Origin of the sequence: Azospirillum sp. (assembly GCF_035627195.1) — a bacterium.
Lineage (GTDB): Bacteria > Pseudomonadota > Alphaproteobacteria > Azospirillales > Azospirillaceae > Azospirillum.
In genome coordinates this window covers 35,274-57,353 of sequence record NZ_DASPMG010000237.1, presented here as the reverse complement: position 1 = coordinate 57,353, position 22,080 = coordinate 35,274, and the positions used below count along the sequence as shown (strand labels likewise).

The window sequence follows — 22,080 nt, the reverse complement described above, 5'->3', positions numbered from 1 at the left end:
GGCCTCCTGTGGGGTTCCTCCCGGAGCGGCTACGTCTTGTTTTTTGTTTGGTGGATGATTCTCGTCACCGGTGGCGGTGACGCGCGCGGCCGTGCGCCGTCACCACCCTCAACACCGGGGCGGGGCGGACCCGCACGGCAGGGCGTGGCGGTGCCAACAGGGACGCGCAGAAGGCCAGCATGGCGCGGAACAGGGCGAGGAAGACGTCGCCCATGTAGGCGCTGCGCTCCCGCCGCGCCCGTTCCATGAGGACGTGGGTGGAGGGTGCGGGCGGTGGATGCTTTGGGGCGGGCATGGTGAGGCTCCGTAACGTGTTGCGGGGTGGTCCGCCGTTACTGCCGGGTTCTTGGGCGGATTCGTCCGAGCATGCCGGGACGGTCGCCCGACGACTGTGAGGCAGCTCACAAACCTTGCGTTTGTCTTGCGGAGAGGCGGTGCAGGCTGGGTCGAGCGCCTGCGAAAGCCCAACCTGCGATGCCCCAATCCACCGAAGCTTCACCATTGACATATGGCCGTGTGCGCCGTTATGAGAATGATTATCACTTTCATTGCAAACCTTTCGCAGGGCGCCGATAACCTGGAATCCCGAACGCCGAGGGCGAGGAGAACATCGTCATGCCGGAACCCACGACAGCCGTTCCTTCGAAGCAGCCCGCCCCGCCGGAACCGGTGGCCGCGGCCGGGCTCGCCGTCGTCGAAACCGCGCAGCTGATGCGCGGCGCCAGCGAGGTCATCCTGCGACACGCCGGCCAGAACTACCGCCTGCGGGTCACGCGGGCGAACAAGCTGCTTTTGATCAAGTAACCCCTGCTCCATCCGTCCAGCCCAATCGCCGAGCCAGCCAGCGTCGTTGCGCGAGCCAGCCAAGGCATGCCTTCCCCTGCCTTCAGCCACGGACTCCCCCGCATGCGTGCTTTCCGCAACACCCTTCGCCTGGCGCCCCTGCCGTTCGTCCTGCTCCTCGCCGCCCCCCTCTTGGCCCAGGAGGCCAGGACGGACGCCGGGATGACGCTCGATCCCATCTCGGTCACCGCCACCCGTTCCGAAAAGTCGGTCTACGAGACGCCGCAGTCGGTCACCGTGATCGAGGGGGATGAGCTGGAGCGGCGCAACCAGGGCAACCTGCGCGACCTCACCCGCTATGAGCCGGGCGTCGACATCGGCAACCAGCCGGCCCGCGCGGGTGCGACCAACTTCTCCATCCGCGGCATCGGCGAGAACCGCGTGCGGCTGCAGATCGACGGCGTGCGCGTGCCGGAGTTCCCCGGCTCCAACGCCGGCCCCGGCACCTACACCCGCGACTTCGTCGATGTGGAGACGCTGAAGCGGCTGGAAATCGTGCGCGGCCCGGCCTCGGCGCTGTACGGCAGCGACGCCATCGGCGGCGTGGTCGCCTTCGTCACCAAGGATCCGGAAGACTACCTGAACCGCGTCGGCAAGGATTGGGCGGCGATCGCCAAGGTGGGCTACGATTCGGCCGACACGAGCCTGTCGAAGACGCTGGTCGCCGCCGCCCGCGCCGCCTGGGTCGAGGGCATGGTGGCCTACACCCGCCGCGACGGCGGCGAGATCAAGCCCAACGGCAGCATCGCACCCAACCCGGTCGACTACGGCTCCAACAACATCCTGGCCAAGGTCGTGATGCGGCCGACCAGCGCGGACAAGATCCGCGTCACCGCCGAACACCTGCGCCGCCGCACCGACACCGACCTGTGGAGCGAGCGCACGTCCACCGTGCTGAACAGCGTCGGCCAGGACATCACCCAGCGTACGCGCCTCAGCATCGATCACGTGCACAGCGCGCCCATCGGCTTCATCGACCGGCTGGAATGGCGCCTGTACGGCACCCGCGTCACCCGCGACGAGGACACCGAGCAGCTGCGCGCCACCGGCGCCACGCGGGCGCGCCGCGTCACCAACCTGGACTTCGAGCAGACGATCGTCGGCGGCGACGTGCAGCTGACCAGCACCGCCACCCTGTTCGGGGCGAAGAACACATTCACCTACGGCGGCAGCCTGGACCGCGCCAAGACCACGCGCCCGCGCGACCGGTACGAGACGAACCTCGCCACCGGCGTGACCACGCGCAGCTTCTCCGGCGGCCCCGGCGTGCCGGCGGAGACCTTCCCCAACAAGAACTACCCGGACTCCACCACCGTGCAGGCCGGCGCCTACGTGCAGGACGAGGTGTCGCTGGGCGCCCTGACGCTGACCCCGGCGGTGCGCGTCGACTACTACAAGATGACGCCGCACCCCGACCGGGACTTCGCCAACAGCAACTTCCGCAGCTCGCCCGTCAGCGAGGTGTCGGACTTCGCGGTGTCGCCGAAGCTGGGCATCACCTACAAGCTGAACGAGCAGTATCTGGTGTACGGCCTGTACGCGCGCGGCTTCCGCAGCCCGCCGTTCGACAGCGCCAACAACGGCTACACCAACGGCCCGCAGCGCTATGAGATGCTGCCCAACCCGAACCTGAAGGCGGAGACCAGCGACGGCTTCGAGGCGGGCTTGCGCGGCCGCTTCAGCGGCGGCAGCAACTTCGGCGTCAGCGCCTTCTACAACCTGTACGATGATTTCATCGACAGCCAGATCATCGGCCGGCGCGACGGAATCACGCAGTACCAGTACCGCAATCTGCCGCGCGTCGAGATCTGGGGCATCGAGGCGCGCGGCGAGTGGCGCGTGGCGCCGGAATGGGCGCTGTTCGGCTCGGCCGCCTTCGCCCGCGGCAAGGACAAGCAGAGCGGCCTGCCGGTGGACAGCGTGGCGCCGCTGACCGGCGTTCTGGGCGTGCGCTACGACCGCGCCGACGGCTGGGGGGCGGAACTGGTGGGCCGCGCGGCGGCCAAGCACGACCGCGTCAGCTCGCCCACCTATTTCCAGACGCCGGGCTACGTGGTGGCCGACGCCTCCGTCTCCTACGAGTGGGACCCGCACCTGTCGGTCAACGCGGGCGTCTTCAACATTTTCGACAAGAAGTACTTCGGCTTCCGCGACGTCAACAGCCTCGCCGCGAACAGCGCGACCATCGACCGCTACGCGCGGCCGGGCCGCACCTTCGCGGTCAACGCGACGGTCCGCTGGTAACCATCGCCGGCGGGTCGGGCGGCGCGCGGGACCGGATCCGCGCGCCGCCTTCATTCAAGGAAGGGTTTGTCGATGAACCGGCTGGTCCTGCTGCTGCTCTCCGCGTTCCTGGCCTTCGCCACGCCGGCGTGGGGCAAGAGCGTGCTGTTCCTGTCCGCCCCGCCGACGCAGCCCGGCAAGTTCCAGCGCATCGAGCCGCTGGCGCGCGAGCTGGGCATCGACATGGAATACCTGTTCGTCGACAGGATGGCGGCGGACACCAAGGCGGCGGACCTGTCGCGCCACGACCTGATCGTCATCGACGCGCCCTACGGCTCCGCGCTGGCGCAGATGCGGGCGCGGCTGTCGCCGATGCTGAAGGGCATCACGGCGCCCTGGGTGTGGATCCAGTCCAAGGGCACCGAGCAGAACGGCGTGGCGGAGGAGACGGCCACGCTCCTGCACGGCTACTACACCAACGGCGGGCGGGCGAACTTCGCCGGGTTCCTGTGCCAGATCGCCCGCCGGCAGTTCGGCGCGCCCGGTCCCGACTGCCCGGAGCCGCAGGTGTTCCCGGAGGCCGGCGTCTACCACCCCGACCACCCCGGCCGGGTCTTTGCCGAACTGAAGGACTATCTGGCGTGGCGGCCGATGGACGTTGCCAACCGCCCGCCGGTGATCGGCGTTCTGTTCCATCAAGCACACTTGGGCGCGGAGCTGACCGGCTTCCTGGACGAGACGGTGCGCCGGATCGAGAAGACGGGTGCGGTGGCGCTGGCGATCTACGCCCCGGCCATGACCAACGGCGACATCACGCGCCTCGCCTCGGTGGACGGCGTGCCGATCCTCGACGTGCTGATCAACACGCAGATCGTCCTGAACCCGGAAGGCCGCAAGGCGGAGTTCGAGCGCCTGGGCATCCCCGTCATCCAGGCCATGCCCTACCGCAAGGGGGAACAGGCGGACTGGGAGCAGGACCCCATCGGCGTGACGCCCATGGACGTGCCGTTCTACCTCGCCCAGCCGGAATACGCGGGCATCGTCGACCCGCTGGTCGCCGCCTTCACCCGCAAGTCGGACGGCGACGTGGTGGCGATCGACGCCCAGCTGCAGTCGGTCGTGAACAAGGCGGCGGCCCTGGCGCGGCTGCGCCGCGTGCCGATGGCGGAGAAGAAGGCGGCGGTCTTCTTCTGGAACTATCCGCCGGGCGAGAAGAACCTGGGCGCCTCCTTCCTCAATCTGCCGCGCAGCCTGGAGAGCACGCTGGCTGCCATGCAGGCGCACGGCTACACGGTCGAGCCGCGCGGCGAGGATGCGCTGGTCGAGGAACTGACGGCGCTGCTGTCGGCCTACTACCGCGACGGGCAGTTGAAGGCGCTGCTGGACAAGGGGCTGGCGGACGCGCTGCCCATCGCCCGCTACCGCGCGTGGTTCGACGCGCTGCCGGAGGCGGTGCGGACGCCGATCATGGAGCGCTTCGGCGACCCGGCGAAGTCCGCCATGGCGATGGAGGTGAACGGCGAGCCGGCCTTCGTCGTGCCGCGCCTGAAGCTGGGCAACGTCACCATCCTGCCGCAGCCGCCGCGCGGGGAGAAGATGGATGACCGCGAGAAGGCGATGTACCACGACACCAAGGTGCCGCCCTCGCACTTCTACCTCGCCGCCTACCTGTGGGCGCGCGAGCAGTTCGGGGCGCACGCGCTGGTCCACTACGGCACGCACGGGACGGAGGAGTGGCAGCCGGGCAAGGAGCGCGGGCTGTCGGTCACCGACTACCCCTACCTCGTGCTGGGCGACACGCCGGTGGTCTACCCGTACATCGTCGACAACATCGGCGAGGCGCTGCAGACCAAGCGGCGCGGGCGGGCGGTGACCATCTCCCACGCCACGCCGGCCTTCGCGCCGGCCGGGCTGCACGGCGACATCAACCGCCTGCACGACCTGCTGCACAGCTGGCTGAACATGGAGGAGGGGGAGGTCCGCGCCGCCACGGCGCGCGACATGCTGGCGCTGGTGCGCGAGTTGAACCTGGACAAGGACATGGCCGTCGACCTCGCGGCGGCGGAGCGCGACCTGAAGCCCTTCACCGACACGCTGCACACGCATCTGCACGATCTGGCGCTGCACCAGCAGCCGCTGGGCCTCGCCACCTTCGGCAAGCCGCACGACGCGGACCTGCGGCTGTTCACCGTGATGCAGATGCTGGGCAAGCCGCTGCTGGCCGCGCTGATGCCGGACGACCCGGAGGAGATGGTCGTCACCGATTACACCAAGCTGAAGGAGACGGCGGCCTGGACGCTGCTCGACCGCCACATCCGCCGGGCCGAGCCGTTCACGGGCGACCCGAAGCTGGCGGAGCTGCTGGAGGCGGGGCGGCGGCACTGGGCCGCGCTGTCCGGCAATGCGGAGAACGACGCGCTGCTTGCGGCGCTGGACGGGCGGCACGTCGCCACCTCCTACGGCGGCGACCCGATCAAGAACCCGGACAGCCTGCCGACGGGGCGCAACCTCTACGGCTTCGACCCCTCGCGCGTGCCCACCAAACAGGCGTGGGAGGCCGGGCGCGACGCGGCGGAGAAGCTGATCGCCCAGCACAAGCAGACGCACGGCCGCTTCCCGGAGAAGCTGGCCTTCACCCTGTGGTCGGTGGAGACCATGCGCCACTTCGGCATGCTGGAGGCGCAAGCACTGGCGGTCATGGGCTTCCGCCCGGTGTGGGACGCCGGCGGGCGGATCACGGGGGTGGAGGCGATCCCGGCCGCCGAACTGGGCCGGCCGCGGGTGGACGCGGTGATCTCCGCCACCGGCCTCTACCGCGACCACTTCCCGCAGGTCATGAAGATGCTGGCCGAGGCCGCGAAGAAGGCCGGCGAGTTGGACGAACCCGGCAACGCCGTGGCCGCCAACACCCGCGCCATCGAGGCGACGCTGGTCGGCCAGGGCGTGCCGGCGGATCAGGCCAGGCGCTTCGCGCAGACGCGCGTCTTCTCGTCCGAATCCGGCGCCTATGGCACCGGGCTGGACGAGGCGACGCTGGCCTCCGACAGCTGGGGCACGGGGGCGGACGGCAAGGAGGACCGGAAGGAGGGCGACCGCAAGCTGGCGACCCTCTACCTCAACCGCATGCAGTTCGCCTATGGGCCAGACGAGTCCAAGTGGGGCGAGAAGCCGCCGGTCAACGCCTATGCCGAGCATCTGAAGGGCATCGACGGGGCGCTTCTGTCGCGCAGCTCCAACCTCTACGGCATGCTGACCACGGATGATCCGTTCCAATACCTGGGCGGCATCGGGCTGGCGGTGCGGCAGCTGACGGGCAAGTCGCCGGAACTCTACATCTCCAACCTGCGCGACAGCGGCAACGTGCGCACGGAGACGGCGGCGGGCTTCCTGTCCAAGGAGCTGAAGGGCCGCTACTTCCACCCCGGCTGGATCGCGGAGATGCAGAAGCAGGGCTACAGCGGCACGCTGGAGGTCCTGGGCACCGTCAACAACTTCTGGGGCTGGCAGGCCACCGCGCCGGAGGTGGTGCGCGACGACCAGTGGGCCGAGTTCAAGGCCGTCTACGTCGACGACAAGTACAAGATGGGCATGAAGGAGTGGTTCGAGAAGAACAACCCGCACGCCCAGGCCCAGATCATCGAACGCATGCTGGAAGCCGTGCGCAAGGAATACTGGCAGGCCGACGCGCAGACGGTGGCCGAGCTGGCGCAGCGCTGGCAGGAGCTGTCGCAGCGCTTCGACGTGGTCAGCGAGAACGAGAAGTTCCGCGAGTTCGTGCAGCAGGCCGCCGGATTCGGCCTGAACGCCGGGGCGCCGCCGCAGGAGAACCCGGCGCAGCCGCCCGAGGCCCAGCCCGCCGAACCCCAGGCGCAGACCGTACAGGGCCAGCGGCTCGAGAAGCAGGAAACGCCGGAGGCCGTCCCGGCGCCGGCCCCGTGGCCGACGGCGTTCGCCTTTGCCCTCATCGCCGCAGCCTTTGCCGGCGGGATGCTGCGCCAGGCGCGCCGCTCCCCGCCGGCCCATCCCTTCAACACCCCGTACACGCGAGGACTTTGACCCGTGCAGGCATCCATCGAGACGTTGCTCTATCAGGCCAGTCAGGTCTTCATGCTGCCGGTGCTGCTGGCGGTGATCGCGCTGTTCCTCTACTCCTTCTACGCGCTGGGGGCGTTCCTGTGGCAGGCGCGCCAGCGCCGCGCCGGCGACCCGGCCGGCTTCGACCTGCGCGCCGCCTGGAAGGACGACCGCCGCCTGACCCCGACCGAGCTGGAGACGCTGGCCTTCAAGCGGTTGGAGGTGCTGCGCATCGCCACGCGCGTGGCGCCGATGCTGGGCCTCGTCGCCACCATGATCCCGATGGGGCCGGCGCTGACCGCGCTGGCCGACGGGCAGCTGTCGGCGGTCAGCGCCAACCTGACCGTGGCGTTCTCCGCCGTCATCCTGGCGCTGATCGCGGCGTCGCTGACCTACCTCGTCGTCAACGTGCGCCGCCGCTGGTACGCCGAGGAGCTGCTGGAGATCGAACGCTGCCGGGCCGGCCGGGGTACCGCCGGTGCGGGCGCCGCCGACGCCGTGCATGGCCTCGCGCAGGAGAGCGCGGAATGAGCCTGAAGCTCCTGGAGGAGGCGGAGGCCGATGACCCGATCCTGTCGGTCGTCAACCTCATCGACGTGTTCCTGGTGATCATCGCCGCGCTGCTGCTGGCGGCGGCCAACAACCCGATGAACCCGTTCAGCCACGACAAGGTGACGATGATCAAGAACCCCGGCCAGCCGGACATGGAGATCGTCGTCAAGGACGGCCAGAAGCTGGACCGCTACAAATCCAGCGGCAGCGTCGGCCAGGGCGAGGGCACCAAGGCCGGCGTCGCCTACCGCCTGAAGGACGGGTCCATGCTGTACGTGCCGGAGTGAGGGATGCCGGGCGGCCGGCGTTGGGTTTTCGCTGACGCTCAACCCAACCTACAGGCGCTCCGTAGGTTGGGTTGAGGCCGCAGGCCGAAAACCCAACGTCGGTCGCCCAACTTCACGCTTGACAGATACCCACAATCTGGCTGTGTTAATGCGACTTAGTCGCAGTTTCATTCTTTCGCAGACGTGTTCAGGAGAGTCCCCCACATGAAAAAGCGCGTTGCCGGCTTCGTCGCCGTTGCCGCCGTCCTGCTTCCGCTCGCCGCGCACGCGCAGGCCCCGGCGGCCAAGGACATCCTCAAGAACTACGCCGACATCGCGCAGGCCTCCTACGAGGACGCGCTGGGTGGGGCCAAGGCGCTGAAGGCCGCCGTGGACGCGCTGGTCGCCAACCCGACCGAGGAGACGCTGGCCAAGGCCCGTCAGGCGTGGGTCGTCGCCCGCGTGCCGTACATGCAGACCGAAGCGTTCCGCTTCGGCAACCCGATCGTCGACAAGTGGGAAGGCAAGGTCAACGCCTGGCCGCTGGACGAGGGCCTGATCGACTACGTCGACGCCTCCTACGGCGCCAGCGAGAACAACCCGTACGGCACCGCCAACGTCATCGCCAACAAGAAGATCCGCGCCGGCGGCAAGACCATCGACGCCGGCAAGATCACGCCCGCCCTGCTGGCCGACAAGCTGCAGGAAGCCGGCAAGGTGGAGGCGAACGTCGCCACCGGCTATCACGCCATCGAGTTCCTGCTGTGGGGCCAGGACCTGAACGGCACCGGTCCGGGTGCGGGTGCGCGCAAGGCCACCGACTTCTCCACCGCCAACTGCACCAACGGCAACTGCGACCGCCGCGTGCAGTTCCTGACGGTCGCCACCGACCTGCTGGTCGCCGACCTGGAGGAGATGGCCAAGGCCTGGGGTGCGAAGGGCAAGGCGCGCGAGTCGATCGCCAAGGCCGGCGAGAAGAAGGGCATCGCCCGCATCCTCACGGGTCTCGGCAGCCTCAGCTACGGGGAACTGGCGGGCGAGCGCATGAAGCTGGGCCTCATGCTGCACGACCCGGAGGAGGAGCACGACTGCTTCTCCGACAACACGCACAACTCGCACTACTACGACCAGATCGGCATGGTGAACGTCTACACCGGCCAGTACAAGCGCACGGACGGCAGCGTCGTCTCCGGCCCGTCGCTGTCGCAGTACGTGGCGGCCAAGGACGCGGAATCCGACGCGAAGGTCCGCGCCAGCCTGGACGCCACCGTGAAGGCCATGCAGGCGATCAAGGACACCGCCGACGGCGGCAAGATGGCCTATGACCAGATGATCGGCGCCGGCAACGACGAGGGCAACCGCCTCGTGGCCGCGGCGGTGGACCGTCTGGTCGACCAGAAGAAGGCGCTGGAGGGTGCGGTCGCCAAGATCGGCGTTAAGATCGACATCCTCGGTTCCGACAGCCTCGACAAGCCCTCGAAAGTGAAGACCAAGTGATCTGCGGGCTTCGCCCCCGTCCCGTGTCCGGCGACGGTTCCGATCCCCTCCTGCCGCGGCGGCCGGGACGGGGGTGGAGGTCCGGGATTGCAGGCCTTGTTGCAGCGGCGGCGCTTTCGGGCGCCGCCGCATCTGCCGTTGCCGACGAGCTGGACTTCGGCATCGGGCAGGCGGTGTTCGAGCGGCTGTGGGTCGCCGCCCCCACCGCCACGCAGGCGGCGGACGGGCTGGGGCCGCTGTACAACGCGCGCTCCTGTGCCGCCTGCCACCCGCAGGCCGGGCGCGGCCATCCGCCCGCCGGCCGCGACCCGCAGGATTTCGGCGTGGGCTTCGCCCTGCGCCTGAACGACGATCCGGTGTACGGCCGGCAGATCCAGGCGCTGGGCACCCCCGGACAGGTGCCGGAAGGGCGCCCCACCGTCAAATGGCGCGACGAGAAGGTGCCGTTCCCCGACGGCTCCGTCACCGTGCTGCGCCGGCCCACCTGGGGTGTCGCCGACCTCGGCTACGGCGCGCTGGCCGGGGCGGCGGCGCTGTCGCCGCGCGTGGCGCCGCCGGTGCGCGGCCTGGGCCTGCTGGAGCGCGTGCCGGAGGACGCCATCCTGGCGCAGGAGGACCCCGACGACCGCGACGGCGACGGCATCTCCGGCCGCGCCAACCGCACGGCGGCCGGCGCCCTCGGCCGGTTCGGCTGGAAGGCGGCCAACCCGACGCTCAGCTACCAGGACGCCGAGGCGTTCAGCCTGGACATCGGCATGTCCACGCCGCACTTCCCTGCCGCCTGGGCCGACTGCACGGCGGCGCAGGATGCCTGCCGCGGCGCGCCGCACGGCGATTCTCCGCAGTTCGAGGGGCTGGAGATCCCTTCCAGCATGCTGGCGCTGGTGGACGGCTACCTGCGCGACCTGCCGCCGGGCGGGGGGCTGGAGGCGCCGAAGGCCAAGGGGGCGGAGCTGTTCGATGCCGCCGGCTGCGCCGCGTGCCACCGCCCCTCCTTCACCACGGCCGGGGATGCGGCGGCGCCGCACCTGTCCAAGCGGACGATCTTTCCCTATACCGACCTGCTGGTGCACGACATGGGCGACGCGCTGGCCGACGGCGTGGCGGCCGGCCTGGCGTCCGGGCGCGAGTGGCGCACGGCGCCGCTGTGGGGCATGAACCGGCTGGCCGGCGAGGACGGGCGGCTGGCGCTGCTGCACGACGGTCGCGCCCGCAGCGTCGCCGAGGCCATCCTGTGGCACGGCGGGGAGGCGGAAGGCGCGCGCCGCGCGTTCGTGGCCCTGTCGCGCGCCGAGCGGCAGCGGCTGATCCGGTTCGTGCTGTCCCTGTAGGTGTCTTTTGGTGAAGGGGTATCGGGTGATGCGACGTCGACTGTTCCTGGCGCTGGTGCCGGCCGTGGCCGCGGCGCTTCTGCTGCCGGCCTTGCCGGCGCAGGCGCGCACGGCGGAGCAGGACAAGAACCTGCTGGCCGGGCTGGTCCGCACGCACGTGGAGAAGCGCGCCGGCGCGCTGGCCACGGCGACGGCCGACCTCGCCGCGCGGGTGGAGCGGTTCTGCGCCGCCCCCGATGGCGCCGGGCTGGAGGGTGCGCGGGCCGGTTATGGTGCGGCCATGGACGCCTGGGCCGGCGTGCAGCACGTGCGGCCGGGGCCGCTGCTGCTGGAGATGCGCTCCGACCGCATCGCCTTCTGGCCGGAGCGGCGCAACATCGTCGCCCGGCAGGTCGAGCAGCTGCTGGCCGCCCGCGATCCCAAGGCGCTGGAGCCCGACGCCTTCGCCAAGCAGAGTGCGGCCGTGCAGGGCCTGACCGCCGTCGAGCGGCTGCTGTTCGGCGACGGCGTGACGGCGGCCTCCTTTGCCGGCGAGGCCGGCGGCCATCGCTGCGCGGTGACGCTGGCGGTGGCGCGCAACGTGGCGAAGCTGGGCGCCGAGGTGCGCGACGGCTGGTCGGCGCTGGGGCCGCAGCTGGTGGCGGGCGCGGCGACGCCGGTGGGCGCGTCGGCCAGGGAGGCGGTGGACAACCTCTACGCCTCGCTGGTCACGGCGCTGCAGGTGGTGGTCGACCAGAAGCTGCTGATCCCGCTGGGGGAGAGCCCCGCCGACGCCAAGCCGGCGCTGGCGGAATCGGCGCGCGCCGGGCGGTCGCTGAAGAACATCGCGATCAACCTCGCAGCCATGCGCGCCATGGTGCTGGGCGAGGATGGCGGGCCGGGCTTCGCCGCCCTGCTGCCCGACAACGCCGACGGCACGGCGGCCCGCAAGGCGGTGGTCAAGGCCTTCGACGACGCCGCGGCGGCGGTGAAGGCCGTTCCGGCGCCGCTGGACAAGGCGGTCGCCGATCCGAAGCAGCGCAAGGCGGTCGAGGCGGCGTTCCGCGCCGCCAAGGGCATCCAGACCGTGCTGGTGCAGAAGCTTCCCCCCCTCATCGGCGTGACACTGGGGTTCAATGAGCTGGACGGTGATTGACCGGCGCCGCCTGCTGGCCGGTTTCGGCGGCATGGCGGCCCTGATGGCGGTTCCGCTGCCCACGCGGGCCGAAGCGGGGCCGAGATTCCTGACGGCCTATGCGACGGCGGGCGACAAGCCGGGTTATGGCGTGGCGGCGCTGGACGCGGACGGCACCGTGGCCTTCGCCACGGCGCTGCCGGGCCGGGCGCACGCGGTGGTGCCGAACCCGGCGCGGGCGCAGGCGGTGGTCTTCGCGCGGCGGCCGGGGCGCTGGTTCGTGCCCGTCGATCTGGCGACGGGTGCGGCGGGCGCGCCGGTGGCGGTGCCGGACGACCGGCGCTTCACAGGGCACGGCGTGTTCTCCGCCGATGGCCGGCTGCTGTACGTGGCCGAGGACGACGTGCCGCGCGAGACGGGCGCCATCGCCGTGTACGACGCCACGGACGGCTACCGCCGCATCGGCGTCCTGCCGACGCACGGCATCGGCCCGCACGAGCTGGTGGCGATGGACGGCGGGCGCGTGCTGGCGGTGGCCAACGGCGGCGTCATCACCCACCCCGACACGGGCCGCGCCAAGCTGAACCTGGACGACATGGACGCGTCGCTCACCTACGTCGAGGTGGCGAGCGGGCGCCTGATCGACCAGGCACGCCTGCCGGAGGAGCACGCCAACCTCGGCATCCGGCATCTGGCGGTGCTGGCCGACGGTTCGGTCGCCTTCGGCACGCAGGACGAGCGGCCGACGGGCGCGCTCCAGCCGCTGGTCGGCACGCACCGGCCGGGCGGCGGGGCCGTCCGCCTGCTCGACTTGCCGCAGGACGTGCTGGCGCGCTTCGAGGGCTATGTCGGCAGCATGGCGTCGGACGGGCAGACCATCGCGGCCAGTTCGCCGCGCGGCGGGCTGGTGGGGTTCTGGGATGCGGGCGGGCACTGGCTGGGTGCCGCGTCGCTGCCGGACGGCTGCGGCATCGCGTGGACCGATGGCCGCTGTGTCGCCACCAGCGGCCATGGCACGCTGGCGCTGCTGGCCGCGGACGGGCGCGACGCCGGGGCGCGGCATGACTCGGCCGGCCTGCGCTGGGACAACCATTTGACGCCGATGCGGTCGTGACGGGCATGGCGTCGGCGATCCTGGTCTATGCGGGGGCGGCGGTGGGCGAGATCGCCGGGTGCTTCGCCTTCTGGGCGTGGCTGCGCCTGGGCAAGTCGCCGCTGTGGGTCGTGCCGGGCGTGCTGAGCCTGATGCTGTTCGCGTGGCTGCTGACGCGCGTGGACGCCGCCTTCGCCGGGCGCGCCTTCGCGGCCTATGGCGGCGTCTACATCGCCGCGTCGCTGGTCTGGCTGTGGGCAGTCGAGGGCCAGCGGCCCGACCATTGGGACCTGCTGGGCGCCGCGCTGTGCCTGGGCGGCGCGGCCGTCATCCTGTTCGGGCCGCGCGCCGCGCCGGTGTGAGGGCTCAGCTGTCCTTGTACAGCTGTTCCTGCTGGTAGGCCTGGAGGCCGATGCGCTGGATGAGGTCGAGCTGGGTTTCCAGCCAGTCGATGTGCTCCTCCGTGTCCTCCAGCAGGTCTTCCAGCTGGTCGCGCGTTTCATAGTCGCGCACGGATTCGCAGTGGGCGATCGCCTCGATCAGGCCGTCGCGGGCGGTGTGCTCGCTCTTCAGGTCGTTGGTCAGCATCTCCGGCAGGTCTTCGCCGATCATCAGCTTGCCCAGGTCCTGCAGGTTGGGCAGCCCTTCCAGGAACAGGATCCGCTCGATCACCTTGTCGGCGTGCTTCATCTCGCCGATGGATTCCTCGTAGATCTTGTGGGCGATCCGCTTCAGGCCCCAGTTCTTCAGCATGCGCGCGTGCAGGAAGTACTGGTTGATGGCGGTCAGCTCGTTGGTGAGGATCTTGTTCAGGTGCGCGATGACCTGCGGATCGCCCTTCATTGTCCCTTCTCCTGTATGGGTCTTTGGGAAGCAGAGCCGGAAGGTTTGTCTGGGGCTGGTCTAAGATGCCGGTGACATGCAGATAGCGCACCGTCAAGTATCGGCAAGACGGACCCAATTTATTCAGTCCTGGCGCATATGCGAATGAGAACTATTGTCAAATGACGACTTGCCGCTGTTTTGGGCAGGCGCAAGGCTTGATCGCGGTCAAAGCCGCCCTCCGGACCGTCCGCTAGGCTGAAGCTCGGCGACAAGGAGGTTTCGTGCCATGGCGAACGTTCAGACCGGCTTGCACTCCCCGGCGATCCCGCGCCCGTCCTGGCTGCGGCGGGTCATGCTGCGGCGCGCCGAGCGCCGCGCGCTCGACACCATGGAGCCGCGCGACCGGGAACGCGTGCTGGCCGAGGTGGGGCTGTGCGAGAGCGACCTGCCGTGCGTGCTCGACCGTTCCGGCCACGTGGCGGAGCTTCTGCCGGAAGCGCTGCGCCTGAACGGCGTCGACGCCGTCTGGCTGGACGAACGGCGTCGTGACCTTTTGTGGGACCTGCAGCGGGTGTGCAGCGCCTGCCCGACGGTGCGGCAATGCCGGCGCCTGATCGCGGCCGGCGCGCCGGCGGCGGAACACCATGCGGTCTGCCCCAACGCCGGAACGCTGACCAGCCTCGGCACGGCTGCATAGCTGGGCATGCAAACGTAGCGTGATCTTAACGACTGGTCGTCCATCCTGCCCTCGGGTGACGGCAGGAGAAGGCTATGGAGAAGCAGGACGTGGAGGCCAACATCCGGCTGTCCATCGTGCGGCACGGGCCGTGCGGCTGGCGCTGGACCATGCTGCTGACGACGGACGAGGACGCGGATTTCGCCGTGGCGGCGGAGTTCCGCACCGGCGAGGACGGGCGCGGCACCTGGATGCGCCTGATCGGCGAGCCGGAGGAGGCGTGGACGCTGGTGACCCCGCCGGACCGGCGCGGCTACCCCGCCGACCCGGAAGAGGCGCGCAGCGAGATCGAGCAGGTGTGCGTCGCCGCCGCCACCGACTTGGTCCGCGCGCACCGCGAGGAGCGCCGGTCCACCGGCCCGCGCGGCGAACTGGCGACCATGCGGCCCATGGGGACGTGTTGAACGGAACCTGCTGAAGGCCCCACTGCTGAAGGCCCCCTGCTGAAGGGCCCTCTGCTGAATGTCGGGGCGACTGGCCCTTTGTCCCGTATTGCTTGGGCGCCCGAGTGTGTCACCATGTCGCATTCGAGTGCATCGAGGGCCGCGAGATGGAGAGCCGCCGCAACCAGCCGCCGAGACACATCGTCCTGACCTCGCACCCGGGCGGTGCCCGGCCACGCCACACCCCCGTGCACTGGGGGGCCGCCAGTGCCGCGGAGCGCGGGCCGGTCGTCGCCTCCCTGTCCGACCCGTCGCACCGCAACGCCATCGGCGCGCACGCCGGCAGCTACGCCGTCTACCGGGCGCTGGCGGTGGCGGCCGGGCAGCTCAGCGCCTACCACGTGCCGGACCTGACGAACACGGCGCCGGCCGAGGCCATCGGGCCGCACCCGCAGTGGTTCGATCCGGAAAAGATCGTCTCCATCGACCCCTTCGGCCACGTGGTGAGCGAGGCCTTCAAGGATCACCTGGACCGCGGCGTCGACGTGCGGCCGACCATCGCGGTGACCAAGGCGCGCATCAAGGTGCCGGAACTGGCCGAGGCCATGCAGGCCGGCCGGCTGAAACCCGACGGCAGGATCCTGCTGGACAGCGGCGACGCGCGCGTCACCAAGATCGCCATCGAGCCGGTGTGGTACCTGCCCGGTGTGGCCAAGCGCTTCGGCATCAGCGAGAGCGCCCTGCGCCGCGGCCTGTTTGAGCACACCGGCGGCATGTTCCCCGAACTGGTGACGCGGTCCGACCTGAAGGTCTTCCTGCCGCCGATCAACGGGCAGACCGTCTACATCCTGGGCGATCCGGCGGCCATCGGCGACACGAGGCACCGGCTGGCCTGCCGGGTGCACGACGAGTGCAACGGGTCGGACGTCTTCGGCTCCGACATCTGCACCTGCCGCCCCTACCTGACGCACGGCATCGAGGAGTGCATCCGCACGGCGCAGGAGGACGGCGTCGGCCTCATCGTCTACAACCGCAAGGAGGGGCGGGCGCTGGGCGAGGTGACCAAGTTCCTGGTCTACAACGCCCGCAAGCGCCAGCCCGGCGGCGACCGGGCGGAAGCCTATTTCGAGCGGACGGAGTGCGTGGCCGGCGTGCAGGACATGCGCTTCCAGGAGCTGATGCCGGACGTCTTCCACTGGCTGGGCGTGACGCGCATCGACCGCATGGTGTCCATGAGCAACATGAAGTCCGACGCGCTGCGCCGCGCCGGCATCGAGATCGTCGAGCAGATTCCCATCCCGGACGAGCTGATCCCCGACGACGCCAAGGTGGAGATGGACGCCAAGAAGGCCGCCGGCTACTTCACCCCCACGGTGCCGACGCCGGAGGAACTGGCGGCGGCCAAGGGCCGGGGGCTGACGGATTGAGCGCGGACGTCTCCTGGCTGCTGTCCGCCGACGCCGTGCGCGAGCGGGCGCACGCCCTGCTGGACCTGGGCGAACGGGGCGAACTGGCGCATTTCGCGGTGCGGCCGGAGCGGCTGGGCGCGGCCGCCGATCTGGTGGCCGAGGTGACGCGCGCCGCCTACCCGGACCTGGACGTGCCCTACCACAGCCGCTGGCGGCACTTCGTGGTGGGCGGGGAGGACCGCTGGGCGGGGCTGGCGGCCGGGCTGAACGAGGATGCCGACGAAGTCGCGCGCATCCGCTTCGACCTCACGGTGACCAGCGTGCTGCTGGACGCAGGCGCCGGGGACCGCTGGCGCTATCGTGATGCCGCCGGCGGGGCGGAGCTGGCGCGCTCCGAAGGGCTGGCCATCGCCAGCTTCGACATGTTCCGCGCGGGGGCCTTCTCCGCCGATCCGCGCAATCCGCTCCGCGCCGACGCGGCGGCGTTGGCCGGCGTCGGGGAAGCGGATCTGGCGCGCGGCTTCCAGGTATCCGGCGACAACCCGCTGGTCGGGCTGGAGGGGCGCGCGGCCCTGCTGCGGCGGCTGGGCGAGGCGCTGGGGCCGGGGGGGCGTGTCGGCGACCTGTACGACGACCTGAAGCGGCAGGCCGTGGGCGGCGCGCTGCCGGCGCCCGCCATTCTGGCGATCGTGCTGCGACGGCTGGGGCCGATCTGGCCGGGGCGGATCGTGCTGGACGGTGTCAACCTGGGCGACGTCTGGCGGCATCCGGCGGGCGGGCTGGTGCCCTTCCACAAGCTGTCGCAATGGCTGAGCTATTCGCTGGTGGAGCCGCTGGAGGGTGCTGGGATCCGTGTCACGGACCTGGACCGCCTGACCGGGCTGCCGGAATACCGCAACGGCGGCCTGCTGGTGGACACCGGCGTGCTGGTGCCCAGGGAGCCGCGCATCCTGACCGACGCGCTGGAGGTCGACGACCCGGCGGTGGTGGAATGGCGGGCGCTGACGGTGGCGCTGCTCGACCGCGTCGCCGACGCCGTGCGCGGGCGGCTGGGGGTGGCGGCGGCCGGCTTCCCGCTCGCCAAGGTGCTGCAGGGCGGCACCTGGACGGCCGGGCGGGTGATCGCGCGGCGCCTGCGTCCGGACGGCGGCCCGCCGATCCGCATCCGCAGCGACGGAACCGTGTTCTGAGAAGAAGAGGCCGCGCATGCCGAAGCAACCAGGGCCCATACCGACGCTGACCGTCATCGACCACCCGCTGGTCCAGCACAAGCTGACCATCCTGCGCCGCAGGGAGACGCCGACGGGCCGTTTCCACGAGGTGGTGCGCGAGGTCTCCGTCCTGATGGGGTACGAGCTGACGCGCGACCTGGCGCTGGAGGAGCGGCCGGTCACCACGCCGCTCACCACGTTCGAGGCACCCCTGCTCAGTGGCAAGAAGCTGTGCCTGGTGTCGATCATGCGGGCGGGGCAGGGCATGCTGGACGGCATGCGCAGCCTGCTTCCCTCCGCCCGCATCGGCCACATCGGCCTCTACCGCGACCAGGAGACGCTGACGCCGATCGAGTACTTCTTCAAGGTGCCGAGCGACATCGAGGAGCGGCTGGTGATCCTGGTCGACCCCATGCTGGCCACCGGCCACACGGCGACCGCCGCCGTGCACCGGCTGAAGGAGGCGGGGGCGGCGTCGATCCGGCTGGCCGTGCTGGTGGCGGCACCCGAGGGGCTGCGCACCTTCCACGAGTCGCACCCGGACGTGGCCGTCTACGCCGGATCGGTGGACGAACGGCTGGACGAACACGGCTACATCCTGCCCGGATTGGGCGATGCCGGCGACCGGATGTTCGGAACGCGGTAATACCGGTTGCCGCCTTTTTGATCGCGTGTCACCGTCTCTGCCCGTGGAATGCCCGCACCCGCCGGAACGGCGACGGCAGCGCTGTGCTCCGTGGCTGGCATCCCTGTTGCAGTGTCAAAGCCGGAACGGCAATGGACAGAGGGGGTTTCTTCATGGGGGCTTTTTCGGAATTCGGGGGTTTCACGATCGCGCGGCGCGCGGTCCTGGGCGGTATCGCGGCGGCGGCCGTGGCGGTGGCCGCACCGGCCCTGGCGCAGACCAAGCTGAAGGTGGCCGGCGTCTACACCGTGCCCATCGAGCAGCAGTGGGTCAGCCGCATCCACACGGCGCTGAAGGCCGCCGAGGCGCGCGGCGAGATCGAATACGTCTGGGCCGAGTCGGTCGCCAACACCGACTATGAGCGCGTCATGCGCCAGTACGCCGAGGGCGGCCGGCAGCTGATCTTCGGCGAGGTGTTCGGCGTGGAGCGCGCGGCGCGCGCGGCGGCCAAGGACTATCCCAAGACCGCTTTCGTCATGGGCTCCAGCTTCCAGCCGCAGGAGCCGAACTTCTCCGTCTTCGACAACTACATCCAGGAGCCGGCCTACCTGACCGGCATGATCGCCGGCGCCATGACCAAGTCGAACATGATCGGCATGGTCGGCGGCTACCCGATCCCGGAGGTGAACCGCCTGATGAACGCCTTCATGGAGGGGGCGAAGGAGGTGAACCCGGCGGTGAAGTTCTCGGTCAGCTTCATCGGCTCCTGGTTCGACCCGCCGAAGGCCAAGGAGGCGGCCTTCGCCATGATCGACCGGGGGGCGGACGTGATGTACGCCGAGCGCTTCGGCGTCTCCGACGCCGCCAAGGAGCGCAAGGTGCTGGCCATCGGCAACGTCATCAACACCCAGCCGCAGTACCCGGACACCGTGGTCGCCAGTGCGCTCTGGCACATGGAGCCGTCGGTGGACCGCGCCATCAAGGCGGTGCAGGCCGGCACCTACAAGGCCGAGGACTACGGCCCCTACAGCATGATGAAGCACGGCGGCTCCAGCCTCGCCCCGCTGGGCACCTTCGAGGGCAAGGTCCCGGCCGAGGTGGTGGCCAAGGTGAAGGCGCGCGAGCAGGAGATCCGCTCCGGCACGTTCACCGTGAAGGTCAACGACAACGAGCCGAAGTCGACGATGTAAAGGGCGAATGCCCCCTCCCTAACCCTCCCCCTCTTCGAGGTGGAGGGAACTCCGCCGCTCTGCCCCCTCCACCGCAAAGCGGGGGAGGAATGGGGAGGGGGCAACCGCTCGCAAAGCCATGACCAATCCCATCCAGCCGGCCGTCCTTCGCCTCACCGGCATCACCAAGCGCTTTGGTCCGCTCGTCGCCAACGACGGCATCTCGCTGACGCTGCACGCGGGCGAGGTGCTGGCGCTGCTGGGCGAGAACGGGGCCGGCAAGACCACGCTGATGAACATCCTGTTCGGCCATTACGTGGCCGACGAAGGGACCGTCGAGGCGTTCGGCCAGCCCTTGCCGCCGGGGTCGCCGAAGGCGGCGCTGGCCGCGGGCATCGGCATGGTGCACCAGCACTTCACGCTGGCCGACAATCTGTCGGTGCTCGACAACGTCGCCGTGGGCACCGAACCGCTGTGGCGCTTCCGGTCGGATCGTGCCGGCGCGCGGCGGCGCCTGCTGGAACTGGCCGATCGCTTCGGCCTGGGCGTGCGCCCCGACGCGCTGGTGGGCGATTTGTCGGTGGGCGAGCGGCAGCGGGTGGAGATCCTGAAGGCGCTCTACCGCGACGCCCGAATCCTGATCCTGGACGAGCCCACCGCCGTGCTGACGCCGCAGGAGGCCACCGGCCTGTTCGACACGCTGCGCCGGCTGACGGCCGACGGGCTGGCCGTGGTGTTCATCAGCCACAAGATGCACGAGGTCTTCGCGGTCAGCGACACGGTGGCGGTGCTGCGCGGCGGCCGGCTGGTCGCCACCCGCGCCGTGGCCGGGACCAGCCGCGAGGAGTTGGCCGAGTTGATGGTCGGCCGCGCGGTGAAGCCGCCGACACCCGCCCCCATGGCGCCGGGGGAATCGGTGCTGGAGCTGAAGGAGGTCACGGTGCTGTCCGGGCACGGCCGGCCGCACCTGGACGGGGCGGACCTGACGGTGCGCCGCCACCAGATCGTCGGCATCGCCGGGGTGTCCGGCAACGGGCAGACGGCGTTGGCCGATCTGGTCAGCGGCCTGATCGTGCCGGACGGCGGCACGCTGGCGCTGAAGGGGCAGGCGGTGCGCGCGGCCGACGCGGCGGCCATGGTGCGGCGCGGCGTGGCGCGCATTCCGGAGGACCGGCACGCCGCCGGCCTCGTCGGCTCCATGGCCGTCTGGGAGAACCTGATCGCCGAGCGCTACCGCGATCCCGCGTTCCAGCGCTGGGGCGTGCTGAAGCGCGCCGCCGCCCGCCGCACGGCGGAGGAGGCGATCCGCGCCTTCGACGTGCGCTGCCCGGGGCCGGACGCGCGCACGCAGCTGCTGTCCGGCGGCAACATGCAGAAGCTGATCCTGGGCCGCACGCTGGCCTACGGCCCCGACCTGATCCTGGCCAGCCAGCCGACGCGCGGGCTGGACGTGGGTGCGGTGTCCTACGTGCACGGGCGCCTGCTGGAGGCGCGGGCGGCGGGGGCGGGGGTGCTGCTGATCTCCGAGGATCTGGACGAGATCCTGGCGGTGGCCGACTGCATCGCCGTGGTCTACCACGGCCGCATCACGCCGCTGCTGCCGCACGACCGCGTGTCGGTGCGCCAGCTGGGCCTGCTGATGGCCGGGCATTGGGAAGTTCTGTCGGAGATCGCCGATGCGGCTTGAACCGCGCACGCACACGCCGCTGGCCGTGCGCATCCTGGCGCCCCTGGGCGCGGTCATGGCGGCGCTGGCGCTGTGCGCCCTGCTGGTCGCCTGGACCGGGGCGCCGGTGCTGACGGCCTATGGGCTGCTGGTGGAGGGGGCGGTCGGCTCGCGCTTCGCGTTGACCGAAACGCTGACGCGCGCCACGCCGCTGATCCTCACCGGGCTCGCCGCCGCCGTGGCGTTCCGCACCAAGCTGTGGAACATCGGGGCGGAGGGGCAGCTGTACATGGGCGCGCTGGCCGCCGTGGTGCTGGGGGGCGGGATGCTGAACCTGCCGTTCTGGCTGCTGCTGCCCGTGGTGCTGCTGGCCGGTGCGCTGGCGGGCGGGCTGACGCTGCTGGGGCCGGCCGTGCTGAAGGTGCGCTTCGGCGTGGACGAGGTGGTGACGACGCTGCTGCTGAACTTCGTCGTGCTGCTGTTCGTCTCCATGCTGCTGGAGGGTGCCTTGAAGGACCCCATGGGCATGGGCTGGCCGCAGTCGGCGCCGGTGGTGGAGGCGGCGGAGCTGCCGAAGCTGGTGGCGCGCACGCGGCTGCACACCGGGCTGGTAATTGCGCTCGCCTTGGCGGTGCTGCTGTGGCTGATCGACACGCGGACCATCTGGGGCTACGAGAACCGGGCGGTGGGCGCCAACCCGCGCGCGGCGGCGTTCGCCGGCATGCCGGTGACGCGCGTCATGCTGCGCACGGCGCTGCTGTCCGGCGGTTTGGCCGGGCTGGCGGGGGCGGCGGAGGTGACGGGGTTGAAGGGGTATCTCACGCTCGACCTGTCGCCGGGGTTCGGCTATTCGGGCATCGTCGTCGCCATGCTGGCGCAGCTGCACCCGCTGGGCGTGGTGGGGGCGGCGCTGTTCATCGCCGGCATCTTCGTGGGTGCCGATGCCATGAGCCGCGCCATGCCGGTGCCCAACTACATCGCCGACGTGCTGGTCGCCACGAGCCTGCTGTGCATGCTGGTGGCCGGGTTGCTGGCGCGCTATCGCCTGCGGCGGGGGTGAGGC

20 protein-coding genes are annotated in these 22,080 nt (G+C 70.6%); 18 read left to right on the top strand and 2 right to left on the bottom strand.

The features are described from left to right. Nucleotides 1-64: 64 nt before the first annotated feature. Nucleotides 65-295 carry a hypothetical protein gene (locus tag VED21_RS21605; protein ID WP_324885890.1) on the bottom strand — a complete coding sequence of 77 codons (231 nt, stop codon included), beginning with the start codon at nt 293-295 and terminating at the stop codon, nt 65-67. A 320-nt stretch (nt 296-615) separates the two neighbouring features. Between VED21_RS21605 and VED21_RS21600 the strand changes: the two genes are divergently transcribed. From VED21_RS21600 to VED21_RS21555, 10 genes are all read left to right on the top strand, one after another. Then, complete coding sequence (locus tag VED21_RS21600) at nt 616-804, top strand: hemin uptake protein HemP (protein WP_324885888.1); 189 nt, start codon at nt 616-618, stop codon at nt 802-804. Between the two features lie 102 nt (nt 805-906). Then, a complete protein-coding gene (locus VED21_RS21595) occupies nt 907-3,087 on the top strand; it encodes a TonB-dependent hemoglobin/transferrin/lactoferrin family receptor (RefSeq protein ID WP_324885886.1) in 2,181 nt (726 codons plus the stop codon). A gap of 72 nt (nt 3,088-3,159) precedes the next feature. After that, on the top strand, nt 3,160-7,122 hold the full coding sequence (gene cobN / locus VED21_RS21590) for a cobaltochelatase subunit CobN (protein WP_324885884.1): 3,963 nt from the start codon (nt 3,160-3,162) through the stop codon (nt 7,120-7,122). A gap of 3 nt (nt 7,123-7,125) precedes the next feature. Next, nucleotides 7,126-7,671, top strand: a complete 546-nt coding sequence (locus VED21_RS21585) for a MotA/TolQ/ExbB proton channel family protein (protein WP_324885882.1) — start codon at nt 7,126-7,128, stop codon at nt 7,669-7,671. Next, nucleotides 7,668-7,979: a DUF2149 domain-containing protein gene (locus VED21_RS21580; RefSeq protein WP_324885880.1), complete on the top strand. Its 312-nt coding sequence runs from the start codon at nt 7,668-7,670 to the stop codon at nt 7,977-7,979. The genes VED21_RS21585 and VED21_RS21580 overlap by 4 nt, the downstream gene beginning before the upstream one ends. Nucleotides 7,980-8,183: 204 nt before the next feature. Next, nucleotides 8,184-9,455, top strand: a complete 1,272-nt coding sequence (locus VED21_RS21575) for an imelysin family protein (RefSeq protein WP_324885878.1) — start codon at nt 8,184-8,186, stop codon at nt 9,453-9,455. After that, a complete protein-coding gene (locus tag VED21_RS21570) occupies nt 9,452-10,786 on the top strand; it encodes a di-heme oxidoredictase family protein (protein WP_324885876.1) in 1,335 nt (444 codons plus the stop codon). The genes VED21_RS21575 and VED21_RS21570 overlap by 4 nt, the downstream gene beginning before the upstream one ends. A 28-nt stretch (nt 10,787-10,814) precedes the next feature. Then, nucleotides 10,815-11,921 carry an imelysin family protein gene (locus VED21_RS21565; RefSeq protein ID WP_324885874.1) on the top strand — a complete coding sequence of 369 codons (1,107 nt, stop codon included), beginning with the start codon at nt 10,815-10,817 and terminating at the stop codon, nt 11,919-11,921. Further along, nucleotides 11,914-13,014 carry a DUF1513 domain-containing protein gene (locus tag VED21_RS21560; protein WP_324885872.1) on the top strand — a complete coding sequence of 367 codons (1,101 nt, stop codon included), beginning with the start codon at nt 11,914-11,916 and terminating at the stop codon, nt 13,012-13,014. The genes VED21_RS21565 and VED21_RS21560 overlap by 8 nt, the downstream gene beginning before the upstream one ends. A gap of 5 nt (nt 13,015-13,019) precedes the next feature. Then, a complete protein-coding gene (locus tag VED21_RS21555; protein ID WP_324885870.1) occupies nt 13,020-13,355 on the top strand; it encodes a YnfA family protein in 336 nt (111 codons plus the stop codon). A gap of 4 nt (nt 13,356-13,359) precedes the next feature. On the opposite strand, the gene bfr is transcribed toward VED21_RS21555, so the two are convergent. After that, on the bottom strand, nt 13,360-13,836 hold the full coding sequence (gene bfr, locus VED21_RS21550; protein ID WP_324885868.1) for a bacterioferritin: 477 nt from the start codon (nt 13,834-13,836) through the stop codon (nt 13,360-13,362). Between the two features lie 268 nt (nt 13,837-14,104). Between bfr and VED21_RS21545 the strand changes: the two genes are divergently transcribed. The 8 genes from VED21_RS21545 (at nt 14,105) to VED21_RS21510 (ending at nt 22,077) form a co-directional block, all read left to right on the top strand. Beyond that, nucleotides 14,105-14,515, top strand: a complete 411-nt coding sequence (locus VED21_RS21545) for a hypothetical protein (RefSeq protein WP_324885866.1) — start codon at nt 14,105-14,107, stop codon at nt 14,513-14,515. A 74-nt stretch (nt 14,516-14,589) separates the two neighbouring features. Beyond that, the gene (locus tag VED21_RS21540) at nt 14,590-14,958 is read left to right on the top strand and encodes a hypothetical protein (protein WP_324885864.1); all 369 of its coding nucleotides are present in this window, start codon (nt 14,590-14,592) and stop codon (nt 14,956-14,958) included. Between the two features lie 146 nt (nt 14,959-15,104). Beyond that, nucleotides 15,105-16,364, top strand: coding sequence for a GTP cyclohydrolase II (locus VED21_RS21535; RefSeq protein WP_324885862.1), 1,260 nt, complete (start codon nt 15,105-15,107; stop codon nt 16,362-16,364). Then, nucleotides 16,361-17,536 carry a URC4/urg3 family protein gene (locus VED21_RS21530; RefSeq protein WP_324885861.1) on the top strand — a complete coding sequence of 392 codons (1,176 nt, stop codon included), beginning with the start codon at nt 16,361-16,363 and terminating at the stop codon, nt 17,534-17,536. The genes VED21_RS21535 and VED21_RS21530 overlap by 4 nt, the downstream gene beginning before the upstream one ends. Nucleotides 17,537-17,573: 37 nt before the next feature. After that, nucleotides 17,574-18,203 carry a uracil phosphoribosyltransferase gene (upp, locus tag VED21_RS21525; protein ID WP_414638262.1) on the top strand — a complete coding sequence of 210 codons (630 nt, stop codon included), beginning with the start codon at nt 17,574-17,576 and terminating at the stop codon, nt 18,201-18,203. Nucleotides 18,204-18,355: 152 nt separating this feature from the next. Beyond that, nucleotides 18,356-19,372 carry a BMP family protein gene (locus VED21_RS21520; RefSeq protein ID WP_324885859.1) on the top strand — a complete coding sequence of 339 codons (1,017 nt, stop codon included), beginning with the start codon at nt 18,356-18,358 and terminating at the stop codon, nt 19,370-19,372. A gap of 118 nt (nt 19,373-19,490) precedes the next feature. Next, nucleotides 19,491-21,038, top strand: a complete 1,548-nt coding sequence (locus tag VED21_RS21515) for an ABC transporter ATP-binding protein (protein ID WP_324885858.1) — start codon at nt 19,491-19,493, stop codon at nt 21,036-21,038. Continuing rightward, entirely contained in the window at nt 21,028-22,077 is a 1,050-nt protein-coding gene (locus VED21_RS21510; RefSeq protein WP_324885857.1) for an ABC transporter permease, read from the top strand. Before VED21_RS21515 ends, VED21_RS21510 begins: the two co-directional genes overlap by 11 nt. Nucleotides 22,078-22,080 lie beyond the last annotated feature (3 nt).